This window comes from Micropruina sp. (assembly GCF_047606365.1).
Taxonomy (GTDB): domain Bacteria; phylum Actinomycetota; class Actinomycetes; order Propionibacteriales; family Propionibacteriaceae; genus Micropruina.
Map to the genome: position 1 here is coordinate 20,085 of NZ_JASGEN010000093.1, position 24,848 is coordinate 44,932.

Genomic DNA, 24,848 nt, shown 5'->3' on the forward strand with positions numbered 1-24,848 from the left:
TCAGCCCTCCACCCGCATCAGCGTGACGTCGCCGCGGACGTCCGGCAGCGCCTGCAGATCCTCCAGCGCGGCCCGCATATCGCTCACCCGCGCGGCGTGGGTCAGCAGCGCCAGCTTGGCGCCCTGTCCCTGCGGCCGGTCCAGTTCGCTCTCCTGGCGCACCGCCTGGATCGACACCTGGTAACGGGCGAAAGCCGCGGCGATCCGGGCCAGCACGCCCGGCTCGTCCTCGACACTCAACGACAGGTAGAACCGGGACGGCACCTGTCCGCGCGGCGTGATCGGACGCGCCGAGTAGGACGACTCCCCCGGCCCGGACGCCCCGCGCACCCGGTTGCGGGCCGCGGTCACCACGTCACCCAGCACCGCGGACGCCGTCGGCGAACCACCGGCACCCGGCCCCATGAACATCAGCTGCCCGGCGTGCCGGGATTCGACGAACACCGCGTTGAAGGCGCCGGACACGTTCGCCAGCGGATGACTGGCCGGCACCATCGTGGGATGCACGCCGACCGAGATCGAGCCGTCCGGGGCCAGCGCACAGCGAGCCAGCAGCTTGATCACGTAGCCGAGTTCCTTGGCGGTGGCGACGTCGGAGGCGGTCACCCTGGTGATGCCCTCGCAGTCGACGTCGTCGAGCTTCACCCGGCTGTGGAAGGCCAGGCTGGCCAGGATGGCGGCCTTGGCGGCGGCGTCCAGACCCTCGACGTCGGCGGTCGGATCCTCCTCGGCGTAGCCCAGTCGCTGCGCCTCGGCCAGCACCTCGGCGAACGAGGAGCCCTCGGTGTGCATCTTGTCCAGGATGAAGTTGGTGGTGCCGTTGACGATGCCCTTCACCGCGGTGATCTCGTCGCCAACCAGCGACTCGCGCAGCGGCCGGATGATCGGAATGGCACCCGCGACGGCGGCCTCGAAGTAGAGGTCGACCCCGGCCTCGGCGGCGGCGGTGTACAGGGTGGCGCCGTCCTGGGCGAGCAACTGCTTGTTCGCGGTGATCACCGACGCCCCGTGGCCGATGGCGGTCAGGATCAGGCTGCGGGCCGGTTCGACACCGCCCATCACCTCGATCACCAGGTCGACGTCGCGGCGTCCGACCAGGCCGGCGGCGTCGTCGGTGAGCAACTCGCGGTCGATGCCCGGGCGCTCCTTGGCCAGGCTGCGGACGGCGATGCCGACCAGTTCGAGCCGGCGTCCGCTCCTGGCCTGGAACTCGTCGGCGCTGCCCAGCAGCAGCCGCGCCACCTCCGAACCCACCACCCCGCAGCCCAACAGGGCCACCTTGAGGGGCTTGGCTGGTGTCATCGCATGTCCTCTTCTCTTCGCGGCAGCATCGCGGCTGCCGGTTAGGCGTTGCTCAGGCGCCGGCGTCCAGCGCCAGCAGGTCGTCCAGGGTTTCGCGCCGCAGCAGGGTGGTGATCCGGCCATCGGCGACGGCCACCACAGGCGGACGCGGAACGTGATTGTAGTTGCTCGCCATCGATCGGCTGTAGGCACCCGCCGCCGGAATCGCGATCAAATCTCCGGGCGCGACGTCATCGGGCAGGAATTCGTCGCGGACCAGGATGTCGCCGCCCTCACAATGCTTGCCGACCACCCGGGAGAGCACCGGCCCCGCGGCGCTCGCCCGGTTGGCCAGCGTCGCGGAGTACTCCGCGGCGTACAGCGCCGGACGGATGTTGTCACTCATGCCGCCGTCCACCGAGATGTAGCGCCGGGACTGGCCGCTGCCGATCTCGACCGTCTTCACCGTGCCGACCGTGTACAGGGCCGTGCCGGCCGGGCCGCAGATGGCGCGGCCGGGCTCCACCGACATGACCGGCACCTGCAGGCCGAAGCCGCGGCATTCGTGTTCGACGATGCTGCGCAGGCCGGCCGCGAGCTCCTCGGGCGTGGCAGGGGTGTCCTCTTTCACATAGGAGATGCCGAACCCCCCGCCCAGGTCGAGCTCCCGCAGCTCGGTGCCGGTGGCCTCCTTGAACTGGGCGATCAGCTTCAGGGTGCGCCGGGCGGCCACCTCGAAGCCGTTGGTGTCGAAGATCTGCGAACCGATGTGGCTGTGCACGCCGCGCAGATGCAGATGGGGACTGTGGTGGCTGCGCACCAGCGCCACCAGCGCGGCGCCACCGTTGATCGAGAAGCCGAACTTCTGGTCCTCGTGGGCGGTGGCGATGTACTCATGGGTGTGCGCCTCGACACCGGTGGTGACTCGGATCATCACCTCGGCGACCGTGTCGAGCTCGGCACACAGCCGCTCCAGCCGGGTGATCTCGTGCGCGGAGTCGACGATGATCCGGCCGACACCGGCAGCCAGCGCGGCGCGCAGTTCGTCGTCGCTCTTGTTGTTGCCGTGCATGCCGATCCGGGCCGGATCCATGCCGCCGCGCAGCGCCACGGCCAGTTCACCGCCGGTGCAGACGTCGAGGCCGAGGCCCTCTTCGCTGATCCAGCGGGCGACGGTGGTGCACAGGAAGGACTTGCCGGCGTAGAACACCTGCCAGTCGCCGAAGGCCTCGCGCCATTGCCGGGCCCGGCTGCGGAAATCGGCTTCGTCGATCACGTAGACCGGGCTGCCGACCTCGTCGATGATGGACGCCGCGGTGCGGCCGGCGATCTCGAGTTCACCGGACTCGATGCGCTTGGCGTTGTTGCTCCACAGCTCCTTGGTCAGGGCGTTCACGTCCTCGGGACGGGTCAGCCACTGCGGTGCAGGAGAGGTCGCGTCGGCATGGATCGAGCCGGCGACGTGCATGTGGGTCATAGCGTCCAACTGTGCCAGAACGGCCCGTGGCCAATGGCCCGGCTCCGGCCGCTGGACGTCAGCTTCTGCGGGCGGTGATCTCGAGTCGTTCGGTGACTGTCGCGAGCTTGAGAGTGACCGGCTTGTCGACCGGTTTGCCGTCGGCGCGGACGGCAATCGTGCCGCAGGTCGAACCCAGGCATTTGTCGTCGAAGCGGACGCCCCACAGGGTGAAGAACTGCCCCAGGGTGACCTGGTCCGCGCCGCGTCCCTCCAGCCAGACCACGCCGGTGTCGTCATGGGTGTGGGCGGGGCCCTGCAGCGCCCGGGGGCGGTCCATGCCGATGTAGGGCACCAGCGGGACGGCCTGGCCGTCCACGGTCAGGGTGAGCGTGAACCGGCGCTGGTTGGTGGTGTCGTCCAGCCGGGACGGCTCGAGGCCGGCCGCGCGGATCTGGGCCAGTCCGTCGCGCAGTGCGGGCCAGGGCGGCGGAGTGTCACGCAACACCGGCGGTCCGGCGACGGCACCGCTCGACTGGCCGCCGCACCCTGCGAGCAGGACGGCGACGACCAGTGCCAGCACCGTGGACAGACCTCGCATGAGCCCGAGGTTAGCGGTGACGCTCCTGCCCGGGCCGTGGGTTGGTCGTCCCGGCCACGCCCGTCATCCCAACGCGACGAGATCGTCATCCCAGCGCGACGAGATCCCGGAGCAGGTCCGGGATGACGAGGGAGCGGTCAGGCGTGCCGCCGGTCGTCGATTGGTTCCCGGTCGCGGCGATGCGCTACAGTCGTGGCCGGCCCGATGGCTCGGGCCCCCGTAGCTCAGGGGATAGAGCGCCGCCCTCCGGAGGCGGGTGCGCAGGTTCGAATCCTGCCGGGGGCGCAGATGATCCCGCACCTGATTCAGGTGCGGGATCAGCGCATTTTCCGGTCGTCACGAATGCACGGCAGACGGCGCTGACGGCTCGGTCAGCTCCAGTTCGCGGCCTTGGTGAGGCAGAACGGATGTCCGTCGGGGTCGAGCAGAACCGTCCAGGTGTCCCCCGGCTGGTCCGTCGGCTTCGTCGCCCCCAGTCCGAGCAGTTGCTCTTCGGCGGCGTCCAGGTCGTCGACGGCCAGATCGAGGTGGAACTGCTTCGTCCCGGCCGGATTCGGCCACTCCGGACGCTGCCAGTCCTCGACCCGGCCGAAGCCGAGCCGTAGCGTGCCGTCGCTCGCCATGCCGTAGTTGTCGTCGGCGTAAGTGACTTCCCAACCCAGCGCCGCAGCCCAGAATTCCGCCTCCTTGGACGGGTCGGCGCAGTCGATGGTGACCATGGCCAGCGCGGCCGGAGCTTCGGTGGTCATCGCTCCTCCTTCGATGTCGTGTCAGTCCACCTTTCTAGAATCCGGGTATGGCGGCTAGCACAAACGCGACAGGTCGGGTCCCGGCCTCGAAGGGTCTGCTGCAGCCGGAGGAGTTCGCCCGTCGCGTCCGGTTCGACGAGGTTCCGGCCTCCGGGCCCGCTGCCGCGTGGGTGGAGCGGGTCTGGTCGGCCAGCTGGGAGCTACCCGACGGGATGAGTGCGACGACCTCGCTGATCCCGCATCCGGCGGTGGAGATCAGCGTCGAGCGCGGCCAGTTGGCGCGAGCCGGCCGCGACCGCGACGGGGTGTGGCTGACCGGGGTGGTGACCAGCAGGTTCGACGTCACCCAGTTCGGCAGCGGTGGCGTGCTCGGCCTCAAATTCCGGCCGGGCGGGTTCGCCGCCTGGTCCGGCATCCCCGCCGATCAACTCACCGATCGGGTGGAACCCGCCGGCGATCGACTACCCGGCATGGATCAGCTGGCGCATCTTCCGCTGGTGGCCAGCGAGTCGGCGTCGGTGATGCTCGATTCGGTGCTGGCTGGCGCCGGTTCGGCCGAGCCGATTCCCGCCCTGGTGGAAGACACATTGGCGTTGCTCGCGGAGCCGGTGCTCACCCGGGTGGACCAGCTGGCGCACCGCTGCGGCTGTTCGGTGCGGACGCTGCAACGCACCATTCGGCACTACGTGGGGGTGGGTCCCAAGTGGCTGATCCGGCGGCAACGGATGCACGACGCCGTGGCCGCGCTGGACGCCGAGACCGGCGAAGGCCTCGCCGAGCTCGCCGCGAGGCTGGGCTGGTACGACCAGAACCAGTTCGGACGCGACTTCGTCCGGCTCGTCGGCAGCACCCCGAGCGCCTACCGCGACCGCACCAGGGCGGACGGCACTCGCTGATCGGAAGGAATCGTGACGTGTCAGCTCGATAACGGCATGGCCGGTTCCACCACCCGGCCCGCCTTAGTAGCATCGAACAGGTGCAGGCGTCGCGGCCTGCCCGACAAGTACGGAAGAAGGCGATCGTGCCCCTCGCGCCCGAGAATGTGACGGCGTCCAACGAGCAGACCGACGAATTCGGCGCCAACGACTGGTTGATCGACGAGATGTATCAGGCCTATCGGGAGAACCCCGACTCGGTCGATCCCCGTTGGCAACAGTTCTTCGCCGAACGCGCCGCCGCACCGGCCAACGGTGCAGCCGTTCGAGCAGAAGCTCCGCCGGGACCGGCGCAAGCAGCGACATCCGAGACCACACCGCCACAGCCGGCAGCGAGCACGCCGAAGCCGACCCCGCCGGCCAACACCGGCGCCGAGCCGAGCCCGGCTCGTCCCGACGGTGAGTCCTACTCCGTGGTGGCCGACAAACGCTCGCCGGGCGCTCCCGCTGCGGCCGCAACACCGCCGGCGAAGGCCAAGGCTGCCGACGCAGAGCCCGCCAAGGAGTCGAGCGCCGAGCCGCGCACCTCGTCGGCGAAGGTCGAATCCGGCGGCAGCGCCCGCCACGACCGCGTCCCCGAGTCTCCCGGCTCCGGGATGGGACTGTCCGCGAACCGGCCCAGTCTCGCCGTGCGCAACGCGGCCGCGTCCGAGCCGACCCGTACCCAGCTGCGGGGCGCGCCGATGCGGACCGCCCGCAATATGGACGCCTCGTTGGCGATGCCGACGGCGACCTCGGTGCGCAACGTGCCGATGAAGCTGGCCATCGACCAGCGGCAGATGGTCAACTCACACCTGGCCCGGACCACCGGCGGCAAGGTGTCGTTCACCCATCTGATCGGGTACGCGATGGTGCAGGCGCTCAAGCGGGTGCCGGCGATGAACAACGCCTACGACGAGGTCGACGGCAAGCCGTTCCTGGTCGAGCCGAACACGATCAACCTCGGCTTGGCCATCGACATGGCCAAGCCGGACGGCACCCGGCAGTTGCTGGTGCCCTGCATCCGCGGCTGCGAGAACCTCAACTTCGGCCAGTTCTGGTCCTCCTACGAGGCACTGGTCCGCAAGGCCCGCGCCGGCAAGCTGGAGGTCGCCGACTTCCAGGGCACCACCGCCACCCTGACCAACCCCGGCGGCATCGGCACCAGCCATTCGGTGCCGCGACTGATGGCCGGCCAGGGCCTGATCCTGGGTGTCGGGTCGATCGACTACCCGCCCGAGTTCCAGGGGGCGTCGCAGCGCCGGATCACCGAGGCCGGTGTGTCGAAGGTGACCACGCTCACCTCGACCTACGATCACCGGATCATCCAGGGCGCCCAGTCGGGCGAGTTCCTCAAGGTGATTCACGAACTGCTGCTCGGCAAGCACGGCTTCTACGACGAGATCTTCGCCTCGCTGCGCATTCCGTACGCACCGATCCGGTGGGCGCAGGACGTCAGCGCCGAGCGCCCCGGGCAGATCCCCAAGTCGGCCCGGGTGTTCTCGCTGATCGCCGCCTACCGGCAGTTCGGGCATCTGATGGCCGACATCGACCCGCTCGAGTACCGGCAACGGTCACACCCCGAACTCACGCTGGAGTACCACGGCCTCACCCTGTGGGATCTCGACCGCGAATTCCCGGTCGGCAACTTCGGCAGCCACGACGGCGAGATCATGCCGTTGCGCGACATCCTGGAGACGCTGCGCGGCTCGTACTGCCGGCACGTCGGCATCGAGTACATGCACATCCAGGACAACGAGCAGCGGGCCTGGATCCAGAAGCGGGTCGAGGTGCAGCACGCGCCGTGGCCGCGCGACGAGCACCTGCGCATCCTCGACCGGCTGAACGAGGCCGAGATCTTCGAGACCTTCCTGCAGACCAAATTCGTCGGCCAGAAGCGGTTCAGCCTCGAAGGCGGCGAGTCCACCATCGTGCTGCTCGACGAGCTGTGCGACCAGGCCGCCAACACCGGGCTCGACGAGGTGTGCATCGGCATGCCGCACCGTGGCCGGCTGAACGTGCTCGCCAACATCGTCGGCAAGAGCTACAGCCAGATCTTCCGCGAGTTCGAGGGCAACGTCGACCCGCGGCTGGCTCAGGGCACCGGCGACGTGAAGTACCACCTGGGTGCCGAGGGCGAGTTCACCGCGCTGTCGGGCAAGACCATCAAGACCTCGGTCGCCGCCAACCCGAGCCATCTGGAGGCGGTCGATCCGGTGCTGGAAGGCATCGCCCGGGCCAAGCTCGACCACCTGGACTCGCGCGACGGCTTCCCGGTGCTGCCGATCCTGCTGCACGGCGACGCCTCGTTCGCCGGCCAGGGCGTCGTCTACGAGACGCTGCAGATGAGCCAGCTGCGCGCGTACAAGACCGGCGGCACCGTCCATGTGATCGTCAACAACCAGGTCGGCTTCACCACCGGCCCGCTCGATTCGCGCACCTCGGCCTACTGCACCGATGTCGCCAAGACGATTCAGGCGCCGATCTTCCACCTGAACGGCGACGATCCCGAGGCCTGCGCCCGGATCGCCCAGCTCGCCTTCCAGTACCGCGAGCGGTTCAACAAGGACGTGGTGCTCGACATCGTCTGCTACCGGCGCCGCGGCCACAACGAGGGCGACGATCCCAGCTTCACCCAGCCCCGGATGTACGACCTGATCGAGCAGAAGCGCAGCGTCCGCAAGCTGTACACCGAGGCCCTGATCGGCCGCGGCGACATCAGCACCGAGGACGCCGAAGCGGTCCTGACCCGCTTCCGGGACGGCCTGGAGAGCGTCTTCAAGCAGGCCCGCGAGGAGGCCGAAGAGGACAACGGCTACCGCCGGGTGCCCTACTACCCGCCGAAACTCGGCAAGACCCAGGGCACCACGATCAGCGCCGAGACGATGGCCAAGATCGCCAACGCCCACGTCACCTTCCCCGAGGGCTTCACCGTGCACCCGAAGGTGCTGCCGCAGTTGCAGCGCCGGGCGGACGGCATCATGCACGGCCCGATCGACTGGGCGACCGGTGAGCTGCTGGCCTTCGGCTCGCTGCTGCTGGAGGGACGCCCCGTCCGGCTGGTCGGTCAGGACAGCCGGCGCGGCACCTTCGTGCAGCGCTTCGCCGCCGTGATCGACCGCAACACCGCCGAGTCGTACGTGCCGCTCAACCATCTGGCCGCCGACCAGGGCACCTTCCACGTCTACGATTCGCTGCTCAGCGAGTACGCGTCGATGGGCTTCGAGTACGGCTACTCGGTGGCCGCACCCGACGCACTGGTCTGTTGGGAGGCGCAGTTCGGCGATTTCGCCAACGGCGCCCAGACCATCGCCGACGAGTTCATCGTCTCGGGCAACGCGAAATGGACGCAGAAGTCGGGCGTGGTGCTGCTGCTGCCGCACGGCTTCGAGGGCCAGGGACCGGACCATTCGTCGGCTCGCATCGAGCGCTGGCTGCAGCTGTGTCACGAGGGTGCGCTGGCGGTCTGCCAGCCGTCCACGCCGGCCAGCTACTTCCACCTGCTGCGCACCCACGCCTACGTCAACTGGCACCGTCCGGTGGTGATCGCGACCCCGAAGTCGATGCTGCGCGCCAAGCAGGCCGTCTCGCAGCCGACCGACTTCACCCAGGGCCGTTGGGAACCGGCCACCGGCGACCCGACGATCACCGACCCGTCGCAGGTGCGCCGCATCCTGCTCTGTTCGGGCAAGGTCCGCTGGGAACTGGTCACCGCGCGAGCCGAGGCCGGCCTGGAGGGCAAGGTGGCGATCATCGCCCTGGAGCGGCTCTACCCGCTGCCCGCGAAGGAGTTGGCGGCTCAGCTCGCCGGCTATCCGGCGGACGCCGACATCCGCTACGTCCAGGACGAGCCGGAGAACCAGGGCGCCTGGTGGTTCATGAAGCAGCACCTGCCTTCAGCTGTCGCGGCGTTCCTGCCCGGTTACCAGCTGACGATCACCCCGGTCACCCGGCCGGCGGCGTCCGCACCCTCGGTGGGTTCGCTCAAGGTGCACCGTGAGCAGCACGACGACCTGATGGCACGGGCCTTCGCCGAGTAGGCGCTCCCCCGGGATGACCGCCACCGGTCATCCCGGGGCCACCTTCCGACTCGCACCCCGGATTCGACCGCGTCTCGGGCATACCCGTCATCGCCGGCTCGACCGTCATCCCGGGCATGCCCGTCATCCCGGGCACAACCGTCATCCCGGGCTCGACCCGGGATCTCGGCTCAGACGGGCCCGGACTTGGCAAGAGATCCCGGCGTTCGCCGGGATGACGACGGGTGGTTACGGGCTATGGCGTCCGGGTTTGCTCCGGCTGATCGGTGCTGCTGCCCCGTTCGCGCAGGGCTTTGGTCGTGCTGGGCATCGCCACGCCGACCACCGCGCCCAGGCAGACCGGGACCAGCAGCCACAGCCAGGGTTGCTCCAGCAGGTACTCGCCGAAGCCGAAACCGGCCATCAGGGCGAAGGCCACCACCGGGCCGCGGGCCCACAGGTGGCGCCGCCACAGGCCGATGCCCGCGCCGATCAGGATCAAGCCGTAGGCCGCCAGCAGGATGCCGATCTGCACGCTGAAGATTCCGTGGCCGGCCGCGGCGCTGACGGCTGCGAAGCCGACGAAGGTCACGCCGAGCGCGATGCTGCATCCCACCGCCACCTTCAGCCCGATCGGGCGCTCCTGTTGCACGCCCCCACCGTAGACCAATGGCAGGAAAATGCGCCGTCAGCGGAATCGGAGGCGAGAAGAGGTTCAATCTTGGTCGGGGTCTTGTCCAGGACGATCACCACTGACAAGCTTCTCACGTACATTTGTGTGCCGCATCGACGGAGGCGCCCCCGCCCCTCACGGTACAAGTGATTCCCCCAAGAAGGAGTTGGAAACCGCATGGATTGGCGCCATCGGGCTGCCTGCCTCACCGAGGACCCGGAATTGTTCTTTCCGGTCGGCAACACCGGACCTGCCCTGATGCAGATTCAGGAGGCCAAGAAGGTGTGCAAGCGCTGTGACGTCCGCGAAGCGTGCCTGCAGTGGGCACTCGACGCTGGACAGGATCACGGCGTCTGGGGTGGGTTGAGCGAAGACGAGCGCCGGGCGCTGAAGCGTCGCGCGGCCCGCTCCCGGGTGCGTTCCAACTAGTCGGCGTCGAGCCTGCCTCGCCCGCCGGACTGATCTCGACAAACTCGATCAGCGGTAAGGGCGGCCTGACCAGGGGTTCTACTGGTCGGCTCAGGCCAGCGGAATAGACACCCGGGCCACCGTGCCCACACCCGACTCGGCGGTGCTGAGCGAGAAGTCGCCGGCCATGTCGTCCACCAACGTGGTGACGATCGACAAGCCGAGGCTGTTGGTGGCGCTCAGCGAGAAGTCCGGCGGGAGCGGTTCGCCCTCGTTGGTCACCTCGACGATGAGCCGTCCGTCGGTCTGTCGCGGTTTGACCCAGACCACGCCGCCGCGGCTCTGCCCCAGCCCGTGCTCGATCGCGTTCTGGCACAGCTCGGTGAGCACCAGCGACAGGCTGGTGGCCACATCGGCCGGCACATAGCCGAAGCTGCCTTCACGGCGCAGCTGCACCGGTCCACCGGTGGCGGCGACGTCCACCACCATGCGCAGCAGCCGGTCTGCGACGTCGTCGAATTTGACCGAGGTGTCGAACGCCTGGGACAGGATCTCGTGGACGACCGCGATCGCACCGACCCGCTTCATCGCGTCGGTGAGCGCGTCGGTCGCCTCGGGTGATGAGATCCGGCGGGCCTGCAGCCGCAGCAGTGCCGCCACTGTCTGCAGGTTGTTCTTCACCCGGTGGTGGATCTCCCGGATGGTGGCGTCCTTGGTCACCAGTTGGCGCTCACGACTACGCAATTCGGTGGTGTCGCGGCACAGTACGAGCCGTCCGCACGGGCCGTCGGCGTCGTTGAGGTTGATGATCCGCAGCCGCAGCTGAACGTCGGGGGTCTCGACCTCGACCTCGCGGTGTCCGCGTCCGCCCAGCACCGTGGGCAGCGCCATCTCGACCGGCGCCCGGTCGCGCAGCAGCGACATGGTGACGGCCGCCAGGTTCTCGCCCTCCAGGTCGGTGTGCAGGCCGAGCCGGCGGTAGGCGCTGACCGCGTTGGGGCTGGCGTAGGTGACCAGGCCGGCGGCGTTGACCCGGATCATGCCGTCCCCGACCCGCGGTGAGACCCACGGCACGGATTTGTCGCCGCTGGTCGGGAACTCGCCCCGGTGCACCATTCCGGACAGCACGTCGGCCGCCTCCAGGTAGGCGTCCTCCAGTGCACCCGGGGCACGGATGCCGAGCCGGTTGGTGTGTGCCTCGACCACCCCGAGCACCCGGCCGCGCAGCACCACCGGAATGGCGTGGACGTCGACCGGGATGCCCGAGTGCAGCTGGTTGTTGCTGGTCCGGGCGATCTCGTGGGAGAGGTACGCCTCGGTCACCAGGTGTTCGGGGTCGTAGTGCACGTCCTCGCCGACCACATCATCCTCGAGCGCGGTCGGGCCGGTGGTCGGACGCACCTGGGCGCACGCCCAGAACACGTTGTCGTCGACGTCCGGAACCCACAGGATGAGGTCCGAGAACGCCAGGTCGGCGAGCAGGTGCCATTCGGCGACCAGATGCTCGAGCCAGGCCACGTCGTCGGGTGCCAAGGCTGTGTGTTCCGCGATCACCTCGGCCATCGACAGCATGTCCGCAACCATAGAGGTTCCGCGGCCAGGGCGCCGAACCTCTTGTGGCAGAATGGCAAACCGCGCTGACAGCGCCCCATGAACACGACGACAGGAGACAACGATGGGCAAGGGTGGACGCAAGCGTCGCTCGCGCAGGCGGAACAAGGCGAATCACGGCAAGCGTCCCAACGCCTGACTCCGCAACGACGACGGGCCCCGGCACCTATCCAGGTGCCGGGGCCTCGTGCGTCCGGCTCAGCGCGGTCCGAGGCCCATCAGGGTGAGCAGCTCCCAGGCGGTGTGGGCGGCGGCCAGGCCGGTGATGCCGGCGTGATCGTAGGCGGGGGCCACCTCGACCACGTCACAGCCGACGATGGGCAGGCCGCGCAGCCCCCTGAGGACGGCGAACAGCTGACTGGTGCTGATCCCGGCCACCTCCGGCGTCCCGGTCGCGGGCGCGAAGGCTGGATCGAGCACGTCGATGTCGATCGAGACGTAGACCGGCCGGTCGCCGAGCCGATCCCGGATCTGCTGCACGATGTCGGCGATCGACCGCTCGATGAACTCGTGCGAACGGACGATCGCGAACCCGGCCCGTCGATCGTCGTCGAACTCGCTCGGGTCGTAGACGCCGCCGCGGATGCCGACGTGCTGGCAGTGCTCCAGATCCATCAGGCCCTCTTCGGCCGCCCGGCGGAACGGTGAACCGTGCCAGATCGTGGCGCCGTGCAGCACGTCCCAGGTGTCCAGGTGCGCATCGAAGTGCAGGACGGCGAGCGGCCCGTGCGCAGCGGCGGCCGCGCGGATCAGCGGGAGCGCGACGGTATGGTCGCCACCGAGCGCGACGATCCGGACGCCGTCCTCGACCAGCGCCCGGGCTCGGGCCTCGATGACATCGACCGCCCGAGGCACGTCGTAGGGCCCGACGCCCACGTCGCCGGCGTCCACCACCTGCAGATCGCGGAACGGGTAGGCGTCGTGGAGCTGGTGGTACGGATGCAGCTGACGGGAATGCTCGCGGATGTGTGACGGCCCGAACCGGGCACCGGGCCGGAAGCTGGTGCCGGAGTCGAACGGAATCCCGAGCACCGCGATGTCGGCGCGCCCCGCGTCCTCCAGCCGCGGCAGCAGTGCGAAGGTGGCCAGCCCGGCGTAGCGAGGCAGGTCCGGATCATTCCGCTGCCCGATGATCTCCCGCTCGTTACCCACCTGGTCGTCCCCTCGTCCGCAACTCCGCCCGACGAGGCTATCGGTCCGACACCGAGCCCGACCGAGGAAAACCCTCCCTAACTAGTTCTGCCCTCCCGCATGCGGGAGGGCAGAACTAGTTAGGGAGGGCTCTAGCGGGATGCGGGAAGGCAGCACCCGGGTGGAACGCAGACCTGGAGGTCAGTCGTCCTGGGTGATCACCGTCATGGTGGTCACCCGGGTGACTCGGACGCGCAGCGTCTCGGGGGCGCGGGCGGAAGTGCAGCACCGCTTCACCAGGGCACGGACCTGCTCCTCGGTGTCGAACCGGTCCAGGCAGGGCTCGCAGGCGGCGAGGTGCGCGCGAATCGTGTCCGCATCGGCATCGGCCAGTTCGTTGTCGAGGAACTCGTACAGCCGGGCCAGCGCGGCCGAGCAATCACCGGTGCTCATGGTCACCACCTCGTCGGGAAAGGCCGTGCTCGTCGGCGTAGTCGGCGAGCGCCGTCCGGAGTTGGTTGCGTCCCCGGTTGAGCCGCGACATCACGGTGCCGATCGGGGTGCCCATGATCTCGGCGATCTCCTTGTAGGAGAAGCCCTCCACATCGGCCAGGTACACCGCCAGCCGGAAGTCGGGCGACAGCGCATTCATCGCCTCGGTGACGACCGAGTCGGGCATCCGGTCCAGCGCGTCCATCTCGGCGGTGCGCAGGCCGTCCGAGGTGTGCGCCTCGGCCCGGGCAAGCTGCCAGTCTTCGATCTGGTCGCCGCCGGAGGTCTGCGGCTGACGCTGCCGCTTCCGGTAGGTGTTGATGTAGCTGTTGGTCAGGATGCGGTACAGCCACGCCTTCAGGTTCGTGCCGGGCGTGAACTGGTGGAACGACGCGAACGCCTTCACGTAGGTGTCCTGCACCAGGTCTTCGGCGTCGGCCGGGTTGCGGGTCATCCGCAGCGCGGCCCCGTAGAGCTGGTCGAGGTACTGCATCGCATCGCGCTCGAAACGCGCGGCACGCTCTTCGGGTGTCTCGGTCGCCAGATCGACAACGGCTTCGGCGTCGGCAGCGGGAATGGTCATCGCGTACGAGAGTAGCGGGTCGGCCAGCTGGGCCGCCGGGCGCTCGCTCCGCGCGGTGCCGAGGGTGCTCATCACATGGCTGGGAACGCCCGGCACGGGGCCGCTATTCCCTACGACTCGGCGAGCGGCTCGATCAGCTCCGGCCCGTCGTTGCCGACGGTGCTGACCAGTCGGGAGACCGCGTAGGCCTCCAGTTCGGCACCGGGGGCGTCGAGCAGGTCGAGCGCGCCGTCGGCACGTCCAGGGTCGAGCCAGGCGTCCCAGCGGTCCGGACGGACGGTCATCGGCATCCGGTCGTGGATGCGGCCCACGGCGTCCGTGGCGGTGGTGGTGATGATCGTGCAGGTGCTCAGCCACTCCCCCGCCGGGCTCTTCCAGAACTCGTACAGCCCGGCCATCGCCATCGGCGAGCCGTCCGCGGGATGGATGAAGAACGGCTGCTTGGGCGGACGCCGCTTCGCCGGCAATTCGGACGCGCCCTCCGGCGCGTACCACTCGTAGAAGCCGTCGGCCGGCAGCAGACAGCGGCGCACCGCCAATGCCCTCCGGAAGGCCGGCTTGCTGTCCAGCGTCTCGAATCGGGCGTTGATCATCCGGGCCGCGCCCTTGGGGTCACGCGACCAGGACGGCACCAGCCCCCAGCGCAGCTCCACCAGCTTGCGGACGACCCGGTCCGGGGCGTCCTTCGGCATCCGCTCGACCACGGCGACCACCGGATCGGTCGGTGCGATGTTGTAGCGGGGCCCGGGCAGGGGATCAGGCGTCTCGTCGATCTCGAAGACCTCTTCGAGCCAGTCCGTGTCCGCAGACGACGCATACCGTCCACACATGGGGGTGAGAGTAGCCCGAAGATGCTTGGACAAAAGGCCACTAGGCGCTAGACATAACCCATGAGTCTGCTGCGTTTCGCGGCCCGCACCATGCTGGCCAGCTTCTTCGTCGTCAACGGTGTCAAGGCGATGCGCGACCCCCAGCCTTTGGCGGGCGCGACCGAGCCGCTGGCCAAGACCCTTCTGCCGCTCGCGGAGAAGACGCTGCCGCCGCAGGCCGTCGCGTATCTGCCCGAGGACGCCAAGGGTCTGGTCCGGCTGACCGGGTTCGCCCAGGTGGTCGGGGGGTTGAGCCTGGCCACCGGGATCGGACGCCGGCTCGGCGCGGTGGCGCTCGCAGTGAGCATGGCGCCGCAACTGCTGGCCAGCAACCCGTTCACCGGCGACTCCGAGGGTGACGGTGCGGGCAAGGACAGCTTCCTGAAGAACCTCGCGCTCACCGGCAGCGTGCTGCTGGCCGCGCAGGACACCGAGGGACGTCCCGATCTGGCCTGGCGGGCCAAGAACCGCGCCGAACTGCTCGGCCGCGAGGCCGAACACACCAAGGCGACCATCTCTCGGGAGGCCGCGCACGCCAAGGCCAACCTGACCCGCGAAGGAAAGCGGGCCGCCCGGAAGGCGAAGAAGGTGGCTTCGAAGGCCACCAAGACGGCGACCAAGACCCTTGAAGGTGCGCTGAAGTGACCTCGCTGGCGGCTCCGGAGCGCTCCGGGCCGCTGCAGGCAACCATCGTCGTCCCCGGCTCCAAGTCGGCCACCGCACGCGGCTACGTGCTCGCTGCGCTGGCGGACGCGCCCAGCGTGCTGCGCGGCGTGCTGGACGCCCGGGACACCCGGCTGATGCGGGCGGCGCTGACCGCGCTCGGAGCGGGTTTCGTCGACCTGGGTGCGGACGAGGTGCGGGTCGAACCGCCGGCCCATTTCACGGCTGCCGATATCGAGGTGGGACTGGCCGGCACCCTGATGCGCTTCCTGCCGCCGGTCGCCGCGCTGGCCGACGGGGCCAGCCGTTTCGACGGCGACCCCGAGGCCCGGCTGCGCCCGGTGCAACCGCTGCTGGACGGCCTGGCCCAGGCCGGCGTCCGGATCGATCATCCGCAGGCGCTGCCCTTCACCGTGCATGGGGTGGGCGCCGTACCCGGCGGGCCGGTCACCGTCGACGCCTCGGGATCGAGCCAGTTCGTCTCCGGGCTGCTGCTGGCCGGCGCCCGCTTCGAGGCCGGCCTCGACCTGACCCATCGCGGCGGCACGTTGCCCTCCCGGCCCCACATCGGGCTGACCGTGACGATGCTGCGCGAGCGCGGCGTCCGGATCGAAACCGAGCCCGACTCGGACCGTTGGCAGGTGGCGCCCGGTCCGATCGCCGGCCGCGACGAGGCCATCGAGCCCGACCTGATCAACGCCGCCACCTTCCTGGCCGCACCGCTGCTGGTGGGCGGCGAGGTCACCACGGCATGGCCGCGGCACACCGTTCAGGCAGCCGGCACGATCCTCGAGGTGCTGTCGGCACTGGGCGGCAGCGTGCGGCACGACGCCGAATCGGTCAGCGTGTCGGGTGACGGCGTGGTCCGCGGCGCCGACCTCGACCTGTCGCTGGCCAGCGAACTCACCTGCATCGCCACGGCGCTGCTCGCGGTCGCGGACGCGCCCGGCAGAATTCGTGGCGTGGCGCACGTCCGGGGCCACGAAACCGACCGCCTCGCTGCCCTGGAGACCGAGATCAACGCGCTGGGCGGACGGGTCGAGCAGACCGCTGACGGACTCCGGATCACTCCGGTACCGCTGCACGGCGGCGTCTTCCACACCTACGCCGACCACCGGATGGCGCACGCCGGCGCGCTGCTCGGGCTGGCCGTCCCGGGTGTGCAACTCGACGATGTGAGCTGCACCACCAAGACCCTGCCCGATTTCCCGGGCCTGTGGGCGCGCCTGGTGGGACGCGAGTGAACCGTCGAGTGCCCGGTGGGATCACCGAGGATGAACACGCCGGTTTCGGACGCCCGCCCCGCCGCACCCGTCCGCGCACCAAGAACCGTCCCGACTATTCGGACGCGCCGCGGGCGATCGTCACCACCATCGACCGCGGTCGCTACCGCTGCCTGCTCGGCGACGTGGCGCTGACCGCCACCAAGGCACGGGCGCTGGGCCGCAAGGGGGTCATCGTCGGCGACGAGGTCGGGGTGGTCGGCGATCTCAGTGGCGATGAGGGCACCCTGGCCCGGATCGTCGAGGTACTCCCCCGCCGCACCGTGCTGCGCCGCACCGCCGACGACACCGACCCGTTCGAGCGTCCGATCGTGGCCAATGCCGACCAGCTGGTGATCGTCACCGCGCTGGCCGACCCGCCGCCACGGACCGGAATGATCGACCGCATCCTGGTCGCCGGCTACGACGCCGGTCTCGACCCGGTGCTCTGCCTGACCAAGGAGGATCTGGCGCCGGCTGATGAGTTGATCGCCGCCTACGCCCCGCTCGACATCCCGATCGTGACGGTGCGGCCCGGTGCCGATCTGACCGCGGTGCGCGAGTTGCTGGCCGGGCGGACCAGCGTCTTCATCGGACACTCCGGGGTGGGCAAATCGACCCTGGTGAACGCGCTGATCCCCGGCGTGGACCGAGCCACCGGTGAGGTGAACGAGGTCACCGGACGCGGCCGGCACACCTCCACCTCGGCGATCGCCCTGGAACTGCCCGACCATGCCGGCTGGGTGATCGACACCCCCGGCGTCCGGTCGTTCGGGCTGAGCCACGTTACCCGGGAGTCGATCATCGGCGCCTTCGGCGACCTGGCCGAACTGACCGCGGACTGCCCGCGGGGCTGCAGCCACGCCACCGACGCCCCGGAATGCGCCCTGGACGACGCAGTCGCCGACGGCCGGCTGGCCGCGGAACGCCTGGAGTCGTTCCGCCGGATGGAGGGTGCGTGGATGGGGCGTCCGGCCTCAGCGTGACGGTTCCCTTTGGTCACCGGGGACGGTTTCTTTCGGTCACCGGGGACGGTTCTCTCGGTCACCGGGGACGGTTCCTTTGGTCACCGAAGACCGCGGCGGGCGTCGCGAGCGCGAGCGTGCCGCTGAACCGATAGGTTGAGGCATATGGCGGAGCAGAGCTACCTCGACGATCTTCGACTGGCCCATGTGATGGCTGACAACGCCGATTCGTTGACCATGAGCCGATTCAAGGCGCTCGACCTGAAGGTCGATTCCAAACCCGACCTCAGCCCGGTCAGCGACGCCGACGTCGCCGTCGAGGACGCGATCCGCCGCACGCTGAAGACCGCCCGGCCGCGCGACGCCGTCCACGGTGAGGAGCGTGAGGACACCGGATGGGGTCCGCGGCGTTGGGTGATCGACCCGATCGACGGCACCGCCAACTTCGTCCGAGGCGTCCCGGTCTGGGCGACGCTGATCGCACTGATGGTCGAGGGTGAGGTGAAGGTCGGCGTGGTGTCGGCACCCGCGCTCGGACGCCGCTGGTGGGCCAGCGTCGGCGGCGGCGCCTATTGCGGCAAGACCCTGCTGCAGGGCCAGCCCTGCCACGTGTCCGGGGTGAGCAGCATGGACGACGCCTCGCTGTCGTACTCGTCGATCCACGGCTGGGTCGAGTCGGGCCGCGGCCAGCAGTTCGTCGACCTGATGCGCGACTGCTGGCGGACCCGCGCCTACGGCGACTTCTGGAGCTACATGCTGCTCGCCGAAGGCTCGGTCGACATCGCCACCGAACCCGAACTCGCCCTGCACGACATGGCCGCCCTCGACGTGATCGTCCGCGAAGCCGGCGGCCGCTTCACCAACCTCGACGGCGCGGACGGCCCCCACGGCCCCGGCGCGATCGCCACCAACGGCCTGCTCCACGACGCCGTCGTCCAGCAACTGGCTGAGTAACCCGCACTTCCTCCAACCGGTCACCGGGGACGGTTCTTTCGGTCACTGGGGACGGTTCTTTCGGACACCGGGGACGGTTCTCTTGGTCACCGGGGACGGTTCCTTTGGTCACCAAATGCCCTAAGCAGCGTGGGCAGCCGCGTGTTGATGCACGCGACCGGACGAACCGCCCGATAACCGAGGACTGCCCCGCCGCATCCGGTTCAGCCGCGGCCCCTGCGCCCACTGAAGCCAGTGGCCAAGGGCTGTCATCCCAGTGAACGGAAGACCGCCCCCGTCGAGCGACGGTGACCGAAAGAACCGTCCCCGGTGACCAAAGGAACCGTCCCCGGTGACCAAAGGAACCGTCCCCAGTGACCAGGGGAACCGTCCCCGCGGTCACCGGGTTGTGTGAGGGCGATCTGCGGCATATAGTCCATCTGGACTAGTTGGTCTGGGATATACAGGACGGGCTAACGGGAGGATGCTCATGAAGGACGGTTGCCGGATCACCCCGCTCGCGGTGATGGTGTTGGCACTGCTCCGCGAGGGCGATATGCATCCGTACGAGATGATCCGGCTGATGCGGCAGCGGCATGAGGACAGGTTGGTGACGCTGACCAACGGCACGCTCTACCACACGGTCGGTCGGCTGACCGCGGCGGGACTGCTGGCCGAGGTGGGCACCGACCGCGAGGGCAATCGTCCGGAACGAACCACCTACACACTCACCGCCGACGGTCGGGACGCCGTGGTGCGCTGGGTGCGTCACGAACTCGCCCGGATCGACCACCCGACGGAGTTCCGGGTGGCGCTGGCCGAGTCGCACAACCTGCCCCGACCCGAGGTGGCCGAGTTGTTGGCCGCCCGCCGCGAGGCCCTGGCCGCCGAACACGCGATGCACCGCGACGGCCTGGTCAAAGCCCGGAGCCGTGAGGTTCCCGAGCAGTACCTCGTTGAGATCGACCGCCAGGCGGCCCTTTTGGACGCCGAACTGCGCTGGACCGACACCTTCCTCGCCCGCCTGGGCGACACCGTCTGGGGCCCGCCGCGCGACAACGCGCCGGCCGAGGCCCCCACCCATCGAGAGGCAACACACGCATGAGCGAAACAACCCGGGCCGAATCCGCGTCCGAACCAACCACGGACGGCACACCCGGCCGAGCCCAACCCAACGGCCACAGCCACGGCATGCAGGGCCCCAGCAACCCGTGGCCGGCGTTGTGGGCACTGGTCGTCGGCTTCTTCATGATCCTGGTCGACACCACGATCGTGTCGGTCGCGAACCCCGCCATCAAGGCGGCGCTCGACCCGACCACCAACAACCTCGACAACGTGGTGTGGGTGACCAGCGCCTATCTGCTCGCCTACGCCGTCCCGCTGCTGATCACCGGACGCCTCGGCGACCGGTTCGGTCCGCGCACCATGTACCTCACCGGGCTGGCCATCTTCACCGTCGCCTCGCTCGGCTGCGGATTGTCCACCTCGCTGGGCATGCTGATCGCGATGCGCGCCGTGCAGGGTCTCGGCGCGTCCCTGATGACCCCGCAGACCATGGCGGTGATCACCCGGACCTTCCCGGCCAACCGGCGCGGCGCCGCGATGGGCCTGTGGGGCGCCACCGCCGGCGTCGCGACCCTGGTCGGCCCGCTGGCCGGTGGCCTGCTGGTGGACGGCTTCGGCTGGGAGTGGATCTTCTTCATCAACCTGCCGGTCGGCGTGATCGGTTTCGTGCTGGCCTGGGTGCTGGTGCCGAAGCTGCCCACCCACCCGCACCGCTTCGACATCGTCGGCGTGCTGCTCAGCGCGGTCGCGCTGTTCCTGATCGTCTTCGGGCTGCAAGAGGGCGAGGCCTACGCCTGGGGCACGATCTGGGGTCCGATCTCGGTCTGGAGCATGATCATCACCGGTCTGGTGGTGCTCGGCCTGTTCGTCTGGACGCAGGCCCGCACCCGCAACGAGCCGCTGGTACCGCTGGAGCTCTTCCGTGACCGGAACTTCTCGGTGTCGAACCTGGCCATCGTCGCGGTCGGCTTCACCGTGACCAGCATGTCGCTGCCGCTGATGTTCTTCATCCAGCTCGCGATGGGCCTCAGCCCGACCCAGGCTGCCCTGCTGATGGTGCCGATGGCCGTCCTGTCCGGCGGGCTCGCCCCGTTCGCAGGCCAACTCCTGGACCGGGTCGACCCGCGCCTGCTGCTGGTGCCCGGGCTGCTGCTCACCGCCCTCGCGCTGTTCTGGTACGCGGCGCTGATGCACCCCGACACTCCGGTCTGGATGTTCCTGCTGCCCTCGGCCGTGATGGGCATCGGCAACGCCGGCATGTGGGGTCCGCTGGCCACCACCGCGACCCGCAACCTGCCGCCGCGCCAGGCGGGTGCCGGTGCCGGCATCTACAACACCACCCGGACCATCGGCTCGGTGGTCGGCTCGGCCGCGATCGCCGCCTTCATGCAGGCCCGACTGGTGGCGAACCTGCCCGGCGCCGCTGAGCACAGCGGCGGCTTCGGCGAGGGCAAACTGCCCGCGTTCGTGCTGGACGGCTTCTCGACCGCCATGTCGCAATCGGTGATCCTGCCGGCCTGCGTGCTGCTGCTGGGTGTCGCCGCGGTGTGCTTCCTGCGCCGTCCGGACGCCCTCGGCAGTGGTTACCGGCCGGCACGCGCCCTCGTCGAGCCGCAGCCCGATCCGGTGCCCTGAGGCAGGCGTTGGATCGAGCTTGCTGAGACCCCCGAAAGATCTCGACAAGCTCGATCAGCGATGGCGCGCCGGTTGGTCCGCCATCCCCCGGGATCTCAGCTCGCACACACGATTGCGGAGATCCCGGCATTCGCCGAGATGACGGACCAACTGGTCACAGCCGGAGGCGCGGGATCGCGGCGATCAGCGAGCGGGTGTAGTCGGCGGACGGCTGGGCGAACACCTGCTCGGCGGGGCCCTGCTCCTCGATCCGTCCGGACCGCATCACCACCACCGAGTCGCACAGGTGGCGTACCACCGACAGGTCGTGGCTGACGAAGATCAGGGTCAACCCGCGGGCGGCCACCAGATCGGCGAGCAGGTTCAGCACCTGCGCCCTCACGCTCACGTCGAGCGCAGAGACCGGCTCGTCGGCGATCAGCACCCGCGGATCGGGTGCCAGCGCGCGGGCGATCGCGATCCGCTGCCGCTGGCCACCGGAGAACTCGTGCGGGTAGCGGGACGCCGCGTCCGGCGGCAGGTCGACGGCCTGGAGCACCTCACGCAGCCGGGCGCCGGCGTCCACCGGGTCGAGCGCACCGCGCAGATGTCGCGAGCGCAGCGGTTCGGTGACGATCGAACCGACCGTCATCCGCGGGTTCAGCGAACTGCGCGGATCCTGGAACACCAACTGGACGGCGGCCCGCAGGAACCCGAGCCTGCCCTCGCGAACGCCGCTCACCTGCTGCCCCTCGAACGACACGACACCTGAGGTCGGCCGGTCCAACGCGGCCATCAGCCGGATCAGAGTGGACTTCCCCGAGCCGGACTCCCCCACGATGCCGAGCCGCTGTCCGGCGTGCACCTCGAGGCTGACGCCGTCCAACGCCCGGACGGCACCCCCCGGGCCGAAGACCCGGGTCAGATCGTTGACCTGATACAGCGGTGCGCCGGTCATCGTGCCTCCCGCCGGTAGAAGTCCTCCACGGTCGGCAGCCGCTGCCCGGGCGGCACCTGATCGATCCGGGCGGTCGCCACCAGGCCGCGGGTGTACGGGTGCTCGGGTGCGGTGAACAGCTTCGCCACCGGCCCGGCCTCGACGATCCGGCCGTCCAGCATCACCAGCACGTCGCTGCACACCTGCGACACCACCGCCAGGTCGTGGCTGATGAACAGGCAGGCGGCCCGTTCCGCGGTGAGCACCTCATCGAGCAGGGTCAGCACCCGGGCCTGCACGGTGACGTCCAGGGCCGTGGTCGGTTCGTCGCAGATCACCAGGTCGGGCGAGTTGATCAGTGCCATCGCCAGCAGACAGCGCTGCCGCTGCCCGCCGGAGAGTTGGTGCGGGAAGCTGTCCGCGACCCGTTCGGCGTCGGCGAGGCCGACCCGGGTAAGCATCTCCAGCACGTGCGTCCGGGCCGCCCCGGAGCGGTCGGGGGCGTGCAGCCGCAGCACCTCCGCCACCTGCCGTCCGACCCGCATCGTCGGATCCAGCGCGGTCATCGGCTCTTGGAAGACCATCGAAACCAGATCGCCGCGCAGCCGGGCGTGCGTCGCCTCGTCCAAACCGATCAGTTCCCGGTCGCCGAGCCGAATCGAGCCGCTGACCAGGGCATTCTCCGGTAGCAGGCCGAGCACGGCCAGAGCCGTCACCGTCTTGCCCGAGCCGGATTCGCCGATGATGCCGAGCCGCTGGCCGGCGTCCAAACGGAACGAGACAGAGTCGACCGCGACTTGCCGGCGGCGTCCGAAAGCGACCGAAAGGTCACTCACCTCGAGCAGGCTCATCGCACCTCCCGCAGCCGCGGATCGAGCAGGTCGCGCAGGCCGTCACCGAGCAGGTTGAAACCCAGCACCGCGACCGCGATCGCCAGACCCGGCCAGACGGCCTGCAGGGGCGCGTTGAACATCACCGTCTGGGCGTCGCGCAGCATCTTCCCCCAGGTCGGCACGATCGCGGCCGTCGACAGCCCCAGGTAACTCAGCGCCGCCTCGGCCAGGATCGCCATCGCGAAGGTGACGGACGCCTGCACACCGATCAGCGGGGCGATGTTGGGCAGCACGTGCCGTGCCGAGACACCCGGCCAGCGGGTGCCGGACGACCGGGCGGCCAGCACGAAATCGCTACTCATCACCTGCAAGGTGCCGGCCCGCGTCACCCGGGCGAAGCTGGGAATGGTGGCCAGGCCGATCGCCGTCATGGCCGTCACCGGGGACGCGCCGAACCGGGCCGCCAGCAGGATCGCCAGCAGCAGTGCCGGGAAGGCGTAGGCCACGTCGGTCAACCGCATCACGATCTCGTCGACCCAGCGAGGTCCCTGGCCGGCCAGGATGCCCAGCGGCACGCCGAGCAGGCCGGCGATGCCGACCGACACCACCCCGACCACGATGGTGGTCTGCGCGCCGACCAGGATCCGGCTGAACACGTCGATGCCCATCGCGTCGGTGCCCAGCCAATGCTCCGGGTTCGGCCCCTGCAGCCGGGGCGCCGTCCCGACCAGCGTCGGGTCGTAGGGCGTCCAGAACAGCGAGACGACCGCCATCAGCACCACCCCGGCGACCAGGACGGCGCCGCACCACAACCCGGCGCGCCTCATCGGGCACCCTCCGCCCGTAGCCGCGGGTCGATCCAGGCGTACGACAGGTCGACCAGGAAGTTGATCAGCAGCACCGAGGCCGCCAGGAACATCACGATGCCCTGCACGATCATCAGGTCGCGCTGCGACACCGCGGACAACAACTGGCTGCCGAGCCCGGGCAGCGCGAAGACCTGCTCGATCACGATCGCGCCGACCAGGACAGCCGACAGTTGCAGGCCGACGACGGTGACCAGGGACAGCGCGGCGTTGCGCAGCCCGTGCCGCAGCAACGCCGGGAACGGACGCCAGCCGACCGCCCGCGCGGTGCGGTAGTAGTCCTCGCTGAGCACCTCGATGAAGGCCGAGCGGACGTAGCGCACCAGCACCGCGGACTGGACGATGGCCAGCGACACCACCGGCAGCACCAGGTGCGAGGCCCAACTGGCCGGATCGACCCGCAGCGGAATGTAGCCGTTGGCAGGCAGCCAATGCAGCCCGACGGCGAAGATCAGCACCAGCACGATCGCCGCCCAGAACGCCGGGATCGCCATGCCCAGCTGGGTCAACGCCGAGGCGGTGAAACCCACCCAGGAGCGCCGTTTCATCGCCGCCACCATGCCGACTGGGACGGCGATCACGATCGACAGCAGCAGTGCGAAGACCACCAGCCACCAGGTGACCGCGATCCGCGGCGCCATCAGCTCGGTCACGCTCTGGCCGGTGAAATAGGACTGCCCGAAGTCGCCGTGCAGCATGCCGCCGACCCATTCGGAGTAGCGCACCGTCCACGGCCGGTTCAGCCCCAGTTCGGCGGTCAGCGCGTCGATCTGGGCCTGGGTCGCACCCTCGCCGAGGATCACCTCGGCGACCTGCCCGGGCAGCGCCGAGCAGACCGCGAAGACCAGCAGGGACGCGCCCAGCAGGCTCACCGCGAAGATCGCGAGCCGTCGCCCGAGGAAAGCCAGAATCGGCACCGGGGA

General features: G+C 69.6%; 24 protein-coding genes and 1 tRNA gene. 11 read left to right on the plus strand and 14 right to left on the minus strand.

From position 1 onward, the window contains the following. From QM624_RS10600 to QM624_RS10610, 3 genes are read right to left on the minus strand one after another with little or no spacing between them, the layout of a single operon-like run. Positions 1-1,302, minus strand: a complete 1,302-nt coding sequence (locus QM624_RS10600; protein ID WP_415091556.1) for a homoserine dehydrogenase — start codon at positions 1,300-1,302, stop codon at positions 1-3. A 52-nt stretch (positions 1,303-1,354) separates the two neighbouring features. Then, complete coding sequence (gene lysA / locus QM624_RS10605) at positions 1,355-2,758, minus strand: diaminopimelate decarboxylase (RefSeq protein ID WP_415091558.1); 1,404 nt, start codon at positions 2,756-2,758, stop codon at positions 1,355-1,357. A gap of 58 nt (positions 2,759-2,816) precedes the next feature. Continuing rightward, a complete protein-coding gene (locus QM624_RS10610) occupies positions 2,817-3,338 on the minus strand; it encodes a hypothetical protein (protein WP_415091560.1) in 522 nt (173 codons plus the stop codon). Between the two features lie 213 nt (positions 3,339-3,551). On the opposite strand from QM624_RS10610, the gene QM624_RS10615 reads away from it, so the two are divergent. Next, positions 3,552-3,623, plus strand: a tRNA-Arg gene (locus QM624_RS10615). Between the two features lie 86 nt (positions 3,624-3,709). On the opposite strand, the gene QM624_RS10620 is transcribed toward QM624_RS10615, so the two are convergent. Then, a complete protein-coding gene (locus tag QM624_RS10620) occupies positions 3,710-4,087 on the minus strand; it encodes a VOC family protein (RefSeq protein ID WP_415091562.1) in 378 nt (125 codons plus the stop codon). 47 nt (positions 4,088-4,134) lie between these two features. Here QM624_RS10620 and QM624_RS10625 point away from each other — a divergent pair, with 47 nt between their 5' ends. Together QM624_RS10625 and QM624_RS10630 are read left to right on the plus strand one after the other, a co-directional pair. Next, positions 4,135-4,983: a helix-turn-helix domain-containing protein gene (locus tag QM624_RS10625; RefSeq protein ID WP_415091564.1), complete on the plus strand. Its 849-nt coding sequence runs from the start codon at positions 4,135-4,137 to the stop codon at positions 4,981-4,983. Between the two features lie 125 nt (positions 4,984-5,108). Next, positions 5,109-9,041: a multifunctional oxoglutarate decarboxylase/oxoglutarate dehydrogenase thiamine pyrophosphate-binding subunit/dihydrolipoyllysine-residue succinyltransferase subunit gene (locus tag QM624_RS10630; RefSeq protein ID WP_415091566.1), complete on the plus strand. Its 3,933-nt coding sequence runs from the start codon at positions 5,109-5,111 to the stop codon at positions 9,039-9,041. Between the two features lie 235 nt (positions 9,042-9,276). Here QM624_RS10630 and QM624_RS10635 read toward each other — a convergent pair whose 3' ends face one another. After that, a complete protein-coding gene (locus QM624_RS10635) occupies positions 9,277-9,672 on the minus strand; it encodes a hypothetical protein (protein ID WP_415091568.1) in 396 nt (131 codons plus the stop codon). Positions 9,673-9,870: 198 nt separating this feature from the next. On the opposite strand from QM624_RS10635, the gene QM624_RS10640 reads away from it, so the two are divergent. Continuing rightward, positions 9,871-10,122, plus strand: a complete 252-nt coding sequence (locus QM624_RS10640; protein ID WP_415091570.1) for a WhiB family transcriptional regulator — start codon at positions 9,871-9,873, stop codon at positions 10,120-10,122. Between the two features lie 90 nt (positions 10,123-10,212). Here QM624_RS10640 and QM624_RS10645 read toward each other — a convergent pair whose 3' ends face one another. Further along, positions 10,213-11,673: a sensor histidine kinase gene (locus tag QM624_RS10645; protein ID WP_415091572.1), complete on the minus strand. Its 1,461-nt coding sequence runs from the start codon at positions 11,671-11,673 to the stop codon at positions 10,213-10,215. A 103-nt stretch (positions 11,674-11,776) separates the two neighbouring features. On the opposite strand from QM624_RS10645, the gene QM624_RS10650 reads away from it, so the two are divergent. Further along, on the plus strand, positions 11,777-11,851 hold the full coding sequence (locus tag QM624_RS10650; RefSeq protein WP_413774476.1) for a 50S ribosomal protein bL37: 75 nt from the start codon (positions 11,777-11,779) through the stop codon (positions 11,849-11,851). 59 nt (positions 11,852-11,910) lie between these two features. On the opposite strand, the gene speB is transcribed toward QM624_RS10650, so the two are convergent. From speB to QM624_RS10670, 4 genes are all read right to left on the minus strand, one after another. Beyond that, positions 11,911-12,864 (minus strand): agmatinase, encoded by a 954-nt coding sequence (gene speB / locus QM624_RS10655; RefSeq protein WP_415091574.1) that lies wholly within the window; start codon positions 12,862-12,864, stop codon positions 11,911-11,913. 180 nt (positions 12,865-13,044) lie between these two features. Further along, on the minus strand, positions 13,045-13,296 hold the full coding sequence (gene rsrA, locus QM624_RS10660; RefSeq protein ID WP_415091576.1) for a mycothiol system anti-sigma-R factor: 252 nt from the start codon (positions 13,294-13,296) through the stop codon (positions 13,045-13,047). Further along, positions 13,283-13,918, minus strand: coding sequence for a sigma-70 family RNA polymerase sigma factor (locus QM624_RS10665; protein ID WP_415091616.1), 636 nt, complete (start codon positions 13,916-13,918; stop codon positions 13,283-13,285). The genes rsrA and QM624_RS10665 overlap by 14 nt, the downstream gene beginning before the upstream one ends. Positions 13,919-14,028: 110 nt before the next feature. Further along, positions 14,029-14,748, minus strand: coding sequence for an SOS response-associated peptidase (locus QM624_RS10670; RefSeq protein ID WP_415091578.1), 720 nt, complete (start codon positions 14,746-14,748; stop codon positions 14,029-14,031). 60 nt (positions 14,749-14,808) lie between these two features. Here QM624_RS10670 and QM624_RS10675 point away from each other — a divergent pair, with 60 nt between their 5' ends. The 6 genes from QM624_RS10675 (at position 14,809) to QM624_RS10700 (ending at position 21,310) form a co-directional block, all read left to right on the plus strand. Then, on the plus strand, positions 14,809-15,432 hold the full coding sequence (locus QM624_RS10675) for a DoxX family protein (RefSeq protein ID WP_415091580.1): 624 nt from the start codon (positions 14,809-14,811) through the stop codon (positions 15,430-15,432). Then, positions 15,429-16,694, plus strand: a complete 1,266-nt coding sequence (aroA, locus tag QM624_RS10680; protein ID WP_415091582.1) for a 3-phosphoshikimate 1-carboxyvinyltransferase — start codon at positions 15,429-15,431, stop codon at positions 16,692-16,694. The genes QM624_RS10675 and aroA overlap by 4 nt, the downstream gene beginning before the upstream one ends. Next, entirely contained in the window at positions 16,691-17,698 is a 1,008-nt protein-coding gene (gene rsgA, locus QM624_RS10685) for a ribosome small subunit-dependent GTPase A (protein WP_415091584.1), read from the plus strand. The genes aroA and rsgA overlap by 4 nt, the downstream gene beginning before the upstream one ends. 144 nt (positions 17,699-17,842) lie before the next feature. Beyond that, positions 17,843-18,631 (plus strand): inositol monophosphatase family protein, encoded by a 789-nt coding sequence (locus tag QM624_RS10690; protein ID WP_415091586.1) that lies wholly within the window; start codon positions 17,843-17,845, stop codon positions 18,629-18,631. Between the two features lie 469 nt (positions 18,632-19,100). After that, positions 19,101-19,715, plus strand: a complete 615-nt coding sequence (locus QM624_RS10695) for a PadR family transcriptional regulator (protein ID WP_415091588.1) — start codon at positions 19,101-19,103, stop codon at positions 19,713-19,715. Next, positions 19,712-21,310, plus strand: a complete 1,599-nt coding sequence (locus QM624_RS10700; protein WP_415091590.1) for a DHA2 family efflux MFS transporter permease subunit — start codon at positions 19,712-19,714, stop codon at positions 21,308-21,310. The genes QM624_RS10695 and QM624_RS10700 overlap by 4 nt, the downstream gene beginning before the upstream one ends. A gap of 154 nt (positions 21,311-21,464) precedes the next feature. On the opposite strand, the gene QM624_RS10705 is transcribed toward QM624_RS10700, so the two are convergent. From QM624_RS10705 to QM624_RS10720, 4 genes are read right to left on the minus strand one after another with little or no spacing between them, the layout of a single operon-like run. After that, positions 21,465-22,247, minus strand: a complete 783-nt coding sequence (locus QM624_RS10705) for an ABC transporter ATP-binding protein (protein ID WP_415091592.1) — start codon at positions 22,245-22,247, stop codon at positions 21,465-21,467. Further along, positions 22,244-23,077 carry an ABC transporter ATP-binding protein gene (locus QM624_RS10710; protein ID WP_415091594.1) on the minus strand — a complete coding sequence of 278 codons (834 nt, stop codon included), beginning with the start codon at positions 23,075-23,077 and terminating at the stop codon, positions 22,244-22,246. The genes QM624_RS10705 and QM624_RS10710 overlap by 4 nt, the downstream gene beginning before the upstream one ends. After that, a complete protein-coding gene (locus QM624_RS10715; protein ID WP_415091596.1) occupies positions 23,074-23,886 on the minus strand; it encodes an ABC transporter permease in 813 nt (270 codons plus the stop codon). The genes QM624_RS10710 and QM624_RS10715 overlap by 4 nt, the downstream gene beginning before the upstream one ends. After that, positions 23,883-24,842, minus strand: a complete 960-nt coding sequence (locus QM624_RS10720) for an ABC transporter permease (protein ID WP_415091598.1) — start codon at positions 24,840-24,842, stop codon at positions 23,883-23,885. The genes QM624_RS10715 and QM624_RS10720 overlap by 4 nt, the downstream gene beginning before the upstream one ends. Positions 24,843-24,848 lie beyond the last annotated feature (6 nt).

What these genes read in the sequence shown, in the direction of transcription:
- QM624_RS10600 (WP_415091556.1), bottom strand. Translation starts at nt 1,302, where the DNA reads ATGACACCAGCCAAGCCCCTCAAGGTGGCCCTGTTGGGCTGCGGGGTG.
- lysA (WP_415091558.1), bottom strand. Translation starts at nt 2,758, where the DNA reads ATGACCCACATGCACGTCGCCGGCTCGATCCATGCCGACGCGACCTCT.
- QM624_RS10610 (WP_415091560.1), bottom strand. Translation starts at nt 3,338, where the DNA reads ATGCGAGGTCTGTCCACGGTGCTGGCACTGGTCGTCGCCGTCCTGCTC.
- QM624_RS10620 (WP_415091562.1), bottom strand. Translation starts at nt 4,087, where the DNA reads ATGACCACCGAAGCTCCGGCCGCGCTGGCCATGGTCACCATCGACTGC.
- QM624_RS10625 (WP_415091564.1), top strand. Translation starts at nt 4,135, where the DNA reads ATGGCGGCTAGCACAAACGCGACAGGTCGGGTCCCGGCCTCGAAGGGT.
- QM624_RS10640 (WP_415091570.1), top strand. Translation starts at nt 9,871, where the DNA reads ATGGATTGGCGCCATCGGGCTGCCTGCCTCACCGAGGACCCGGAATTG.
- QM624_RS10645 (WP_415091572.1), bottom strand. Translation starts at nt 11,673, where the DNA reads ATGCTGTCGATGGCCGAGGTGATCGCGGAACACACAGCCTTGGCACCC.
- rsrA (WP_415091576.1), bottom strand. Translation starts at nt 13,296, where the DNA reads ATGAGCACCGGTGATTGCTCGGCCGCGCTGGCCCGGCTGTACGAGTTC.
- QM624_RS10665 (WP_415091616.1), bottom strand. Translation starts at nt 13,918, where the DNA reads ATGACCATTCCCGCTGCCGACGCCGAAGCCGTTGTCGATCTGGCGACC.
- QM624_RS10670 (WP_415091578.1), bottom strand. Translation starts at nt 14,748, where the DNA reads ATGTGTGGACGGTATGCGTCGTCTGCGGACACGGACTGGCTCGAAGAG.
- QM624_RS10675 (WP_415091580.1), top strand. Translation starts at nt 14,809, where the DNA reads ATGAGTCTGCTGCGTTTCGCGGCCCGCACCATGCTGGCCAGCTTCTTC.
- QM624_RS10690 (WP_415091586.1), top strand. Translation starts at nt 17,843, where the DNA reads ATGGCGGAGCAGAGCTACCTCGACGATCTTCGACTGGCCCATGTGATG.
- QM624_RS10695 (WP_415091588.1), top strand. Translation starts at nt 19,101, where the DNA reads ATGAAGGACGGTTGCCGGATCACCCCGCTCGCGGTGATGGTGTTGGCA.
- QM624_RS10700 (WP_415091590.1), top strand. Translation starts at nt 19,712, where the DNA reads ATGAGCGAAACAACCCGGGCCGAATCCGCGTCCGAACCAACCACGGAC.
- QM624_RS10705 (WP_415091592.1), bottom strand. Translation starts at nt 22,247, where the DNA reads ATGACCGGCGCACCGCTGTATCAGGTCAACGATCTGACCCGGGTCTTC.
- QM624_RS10710 (WP_415091594.1), bottom strand. Translation starts at nt 23,077, where the DNA reads ATGAGCCTGCTCGAGGTGAGTGACCTTTCGGTCGCTTTCGGACGCCGC.
- QM624_RS10715 (WP_415091596.1), bottom strand. Translation starts at nt 23,886, where the DNA reads ATGAGGCGCGCCGGGTTGTGGTGCGGCGCCGTCCTGGTCGCCGGGGTG.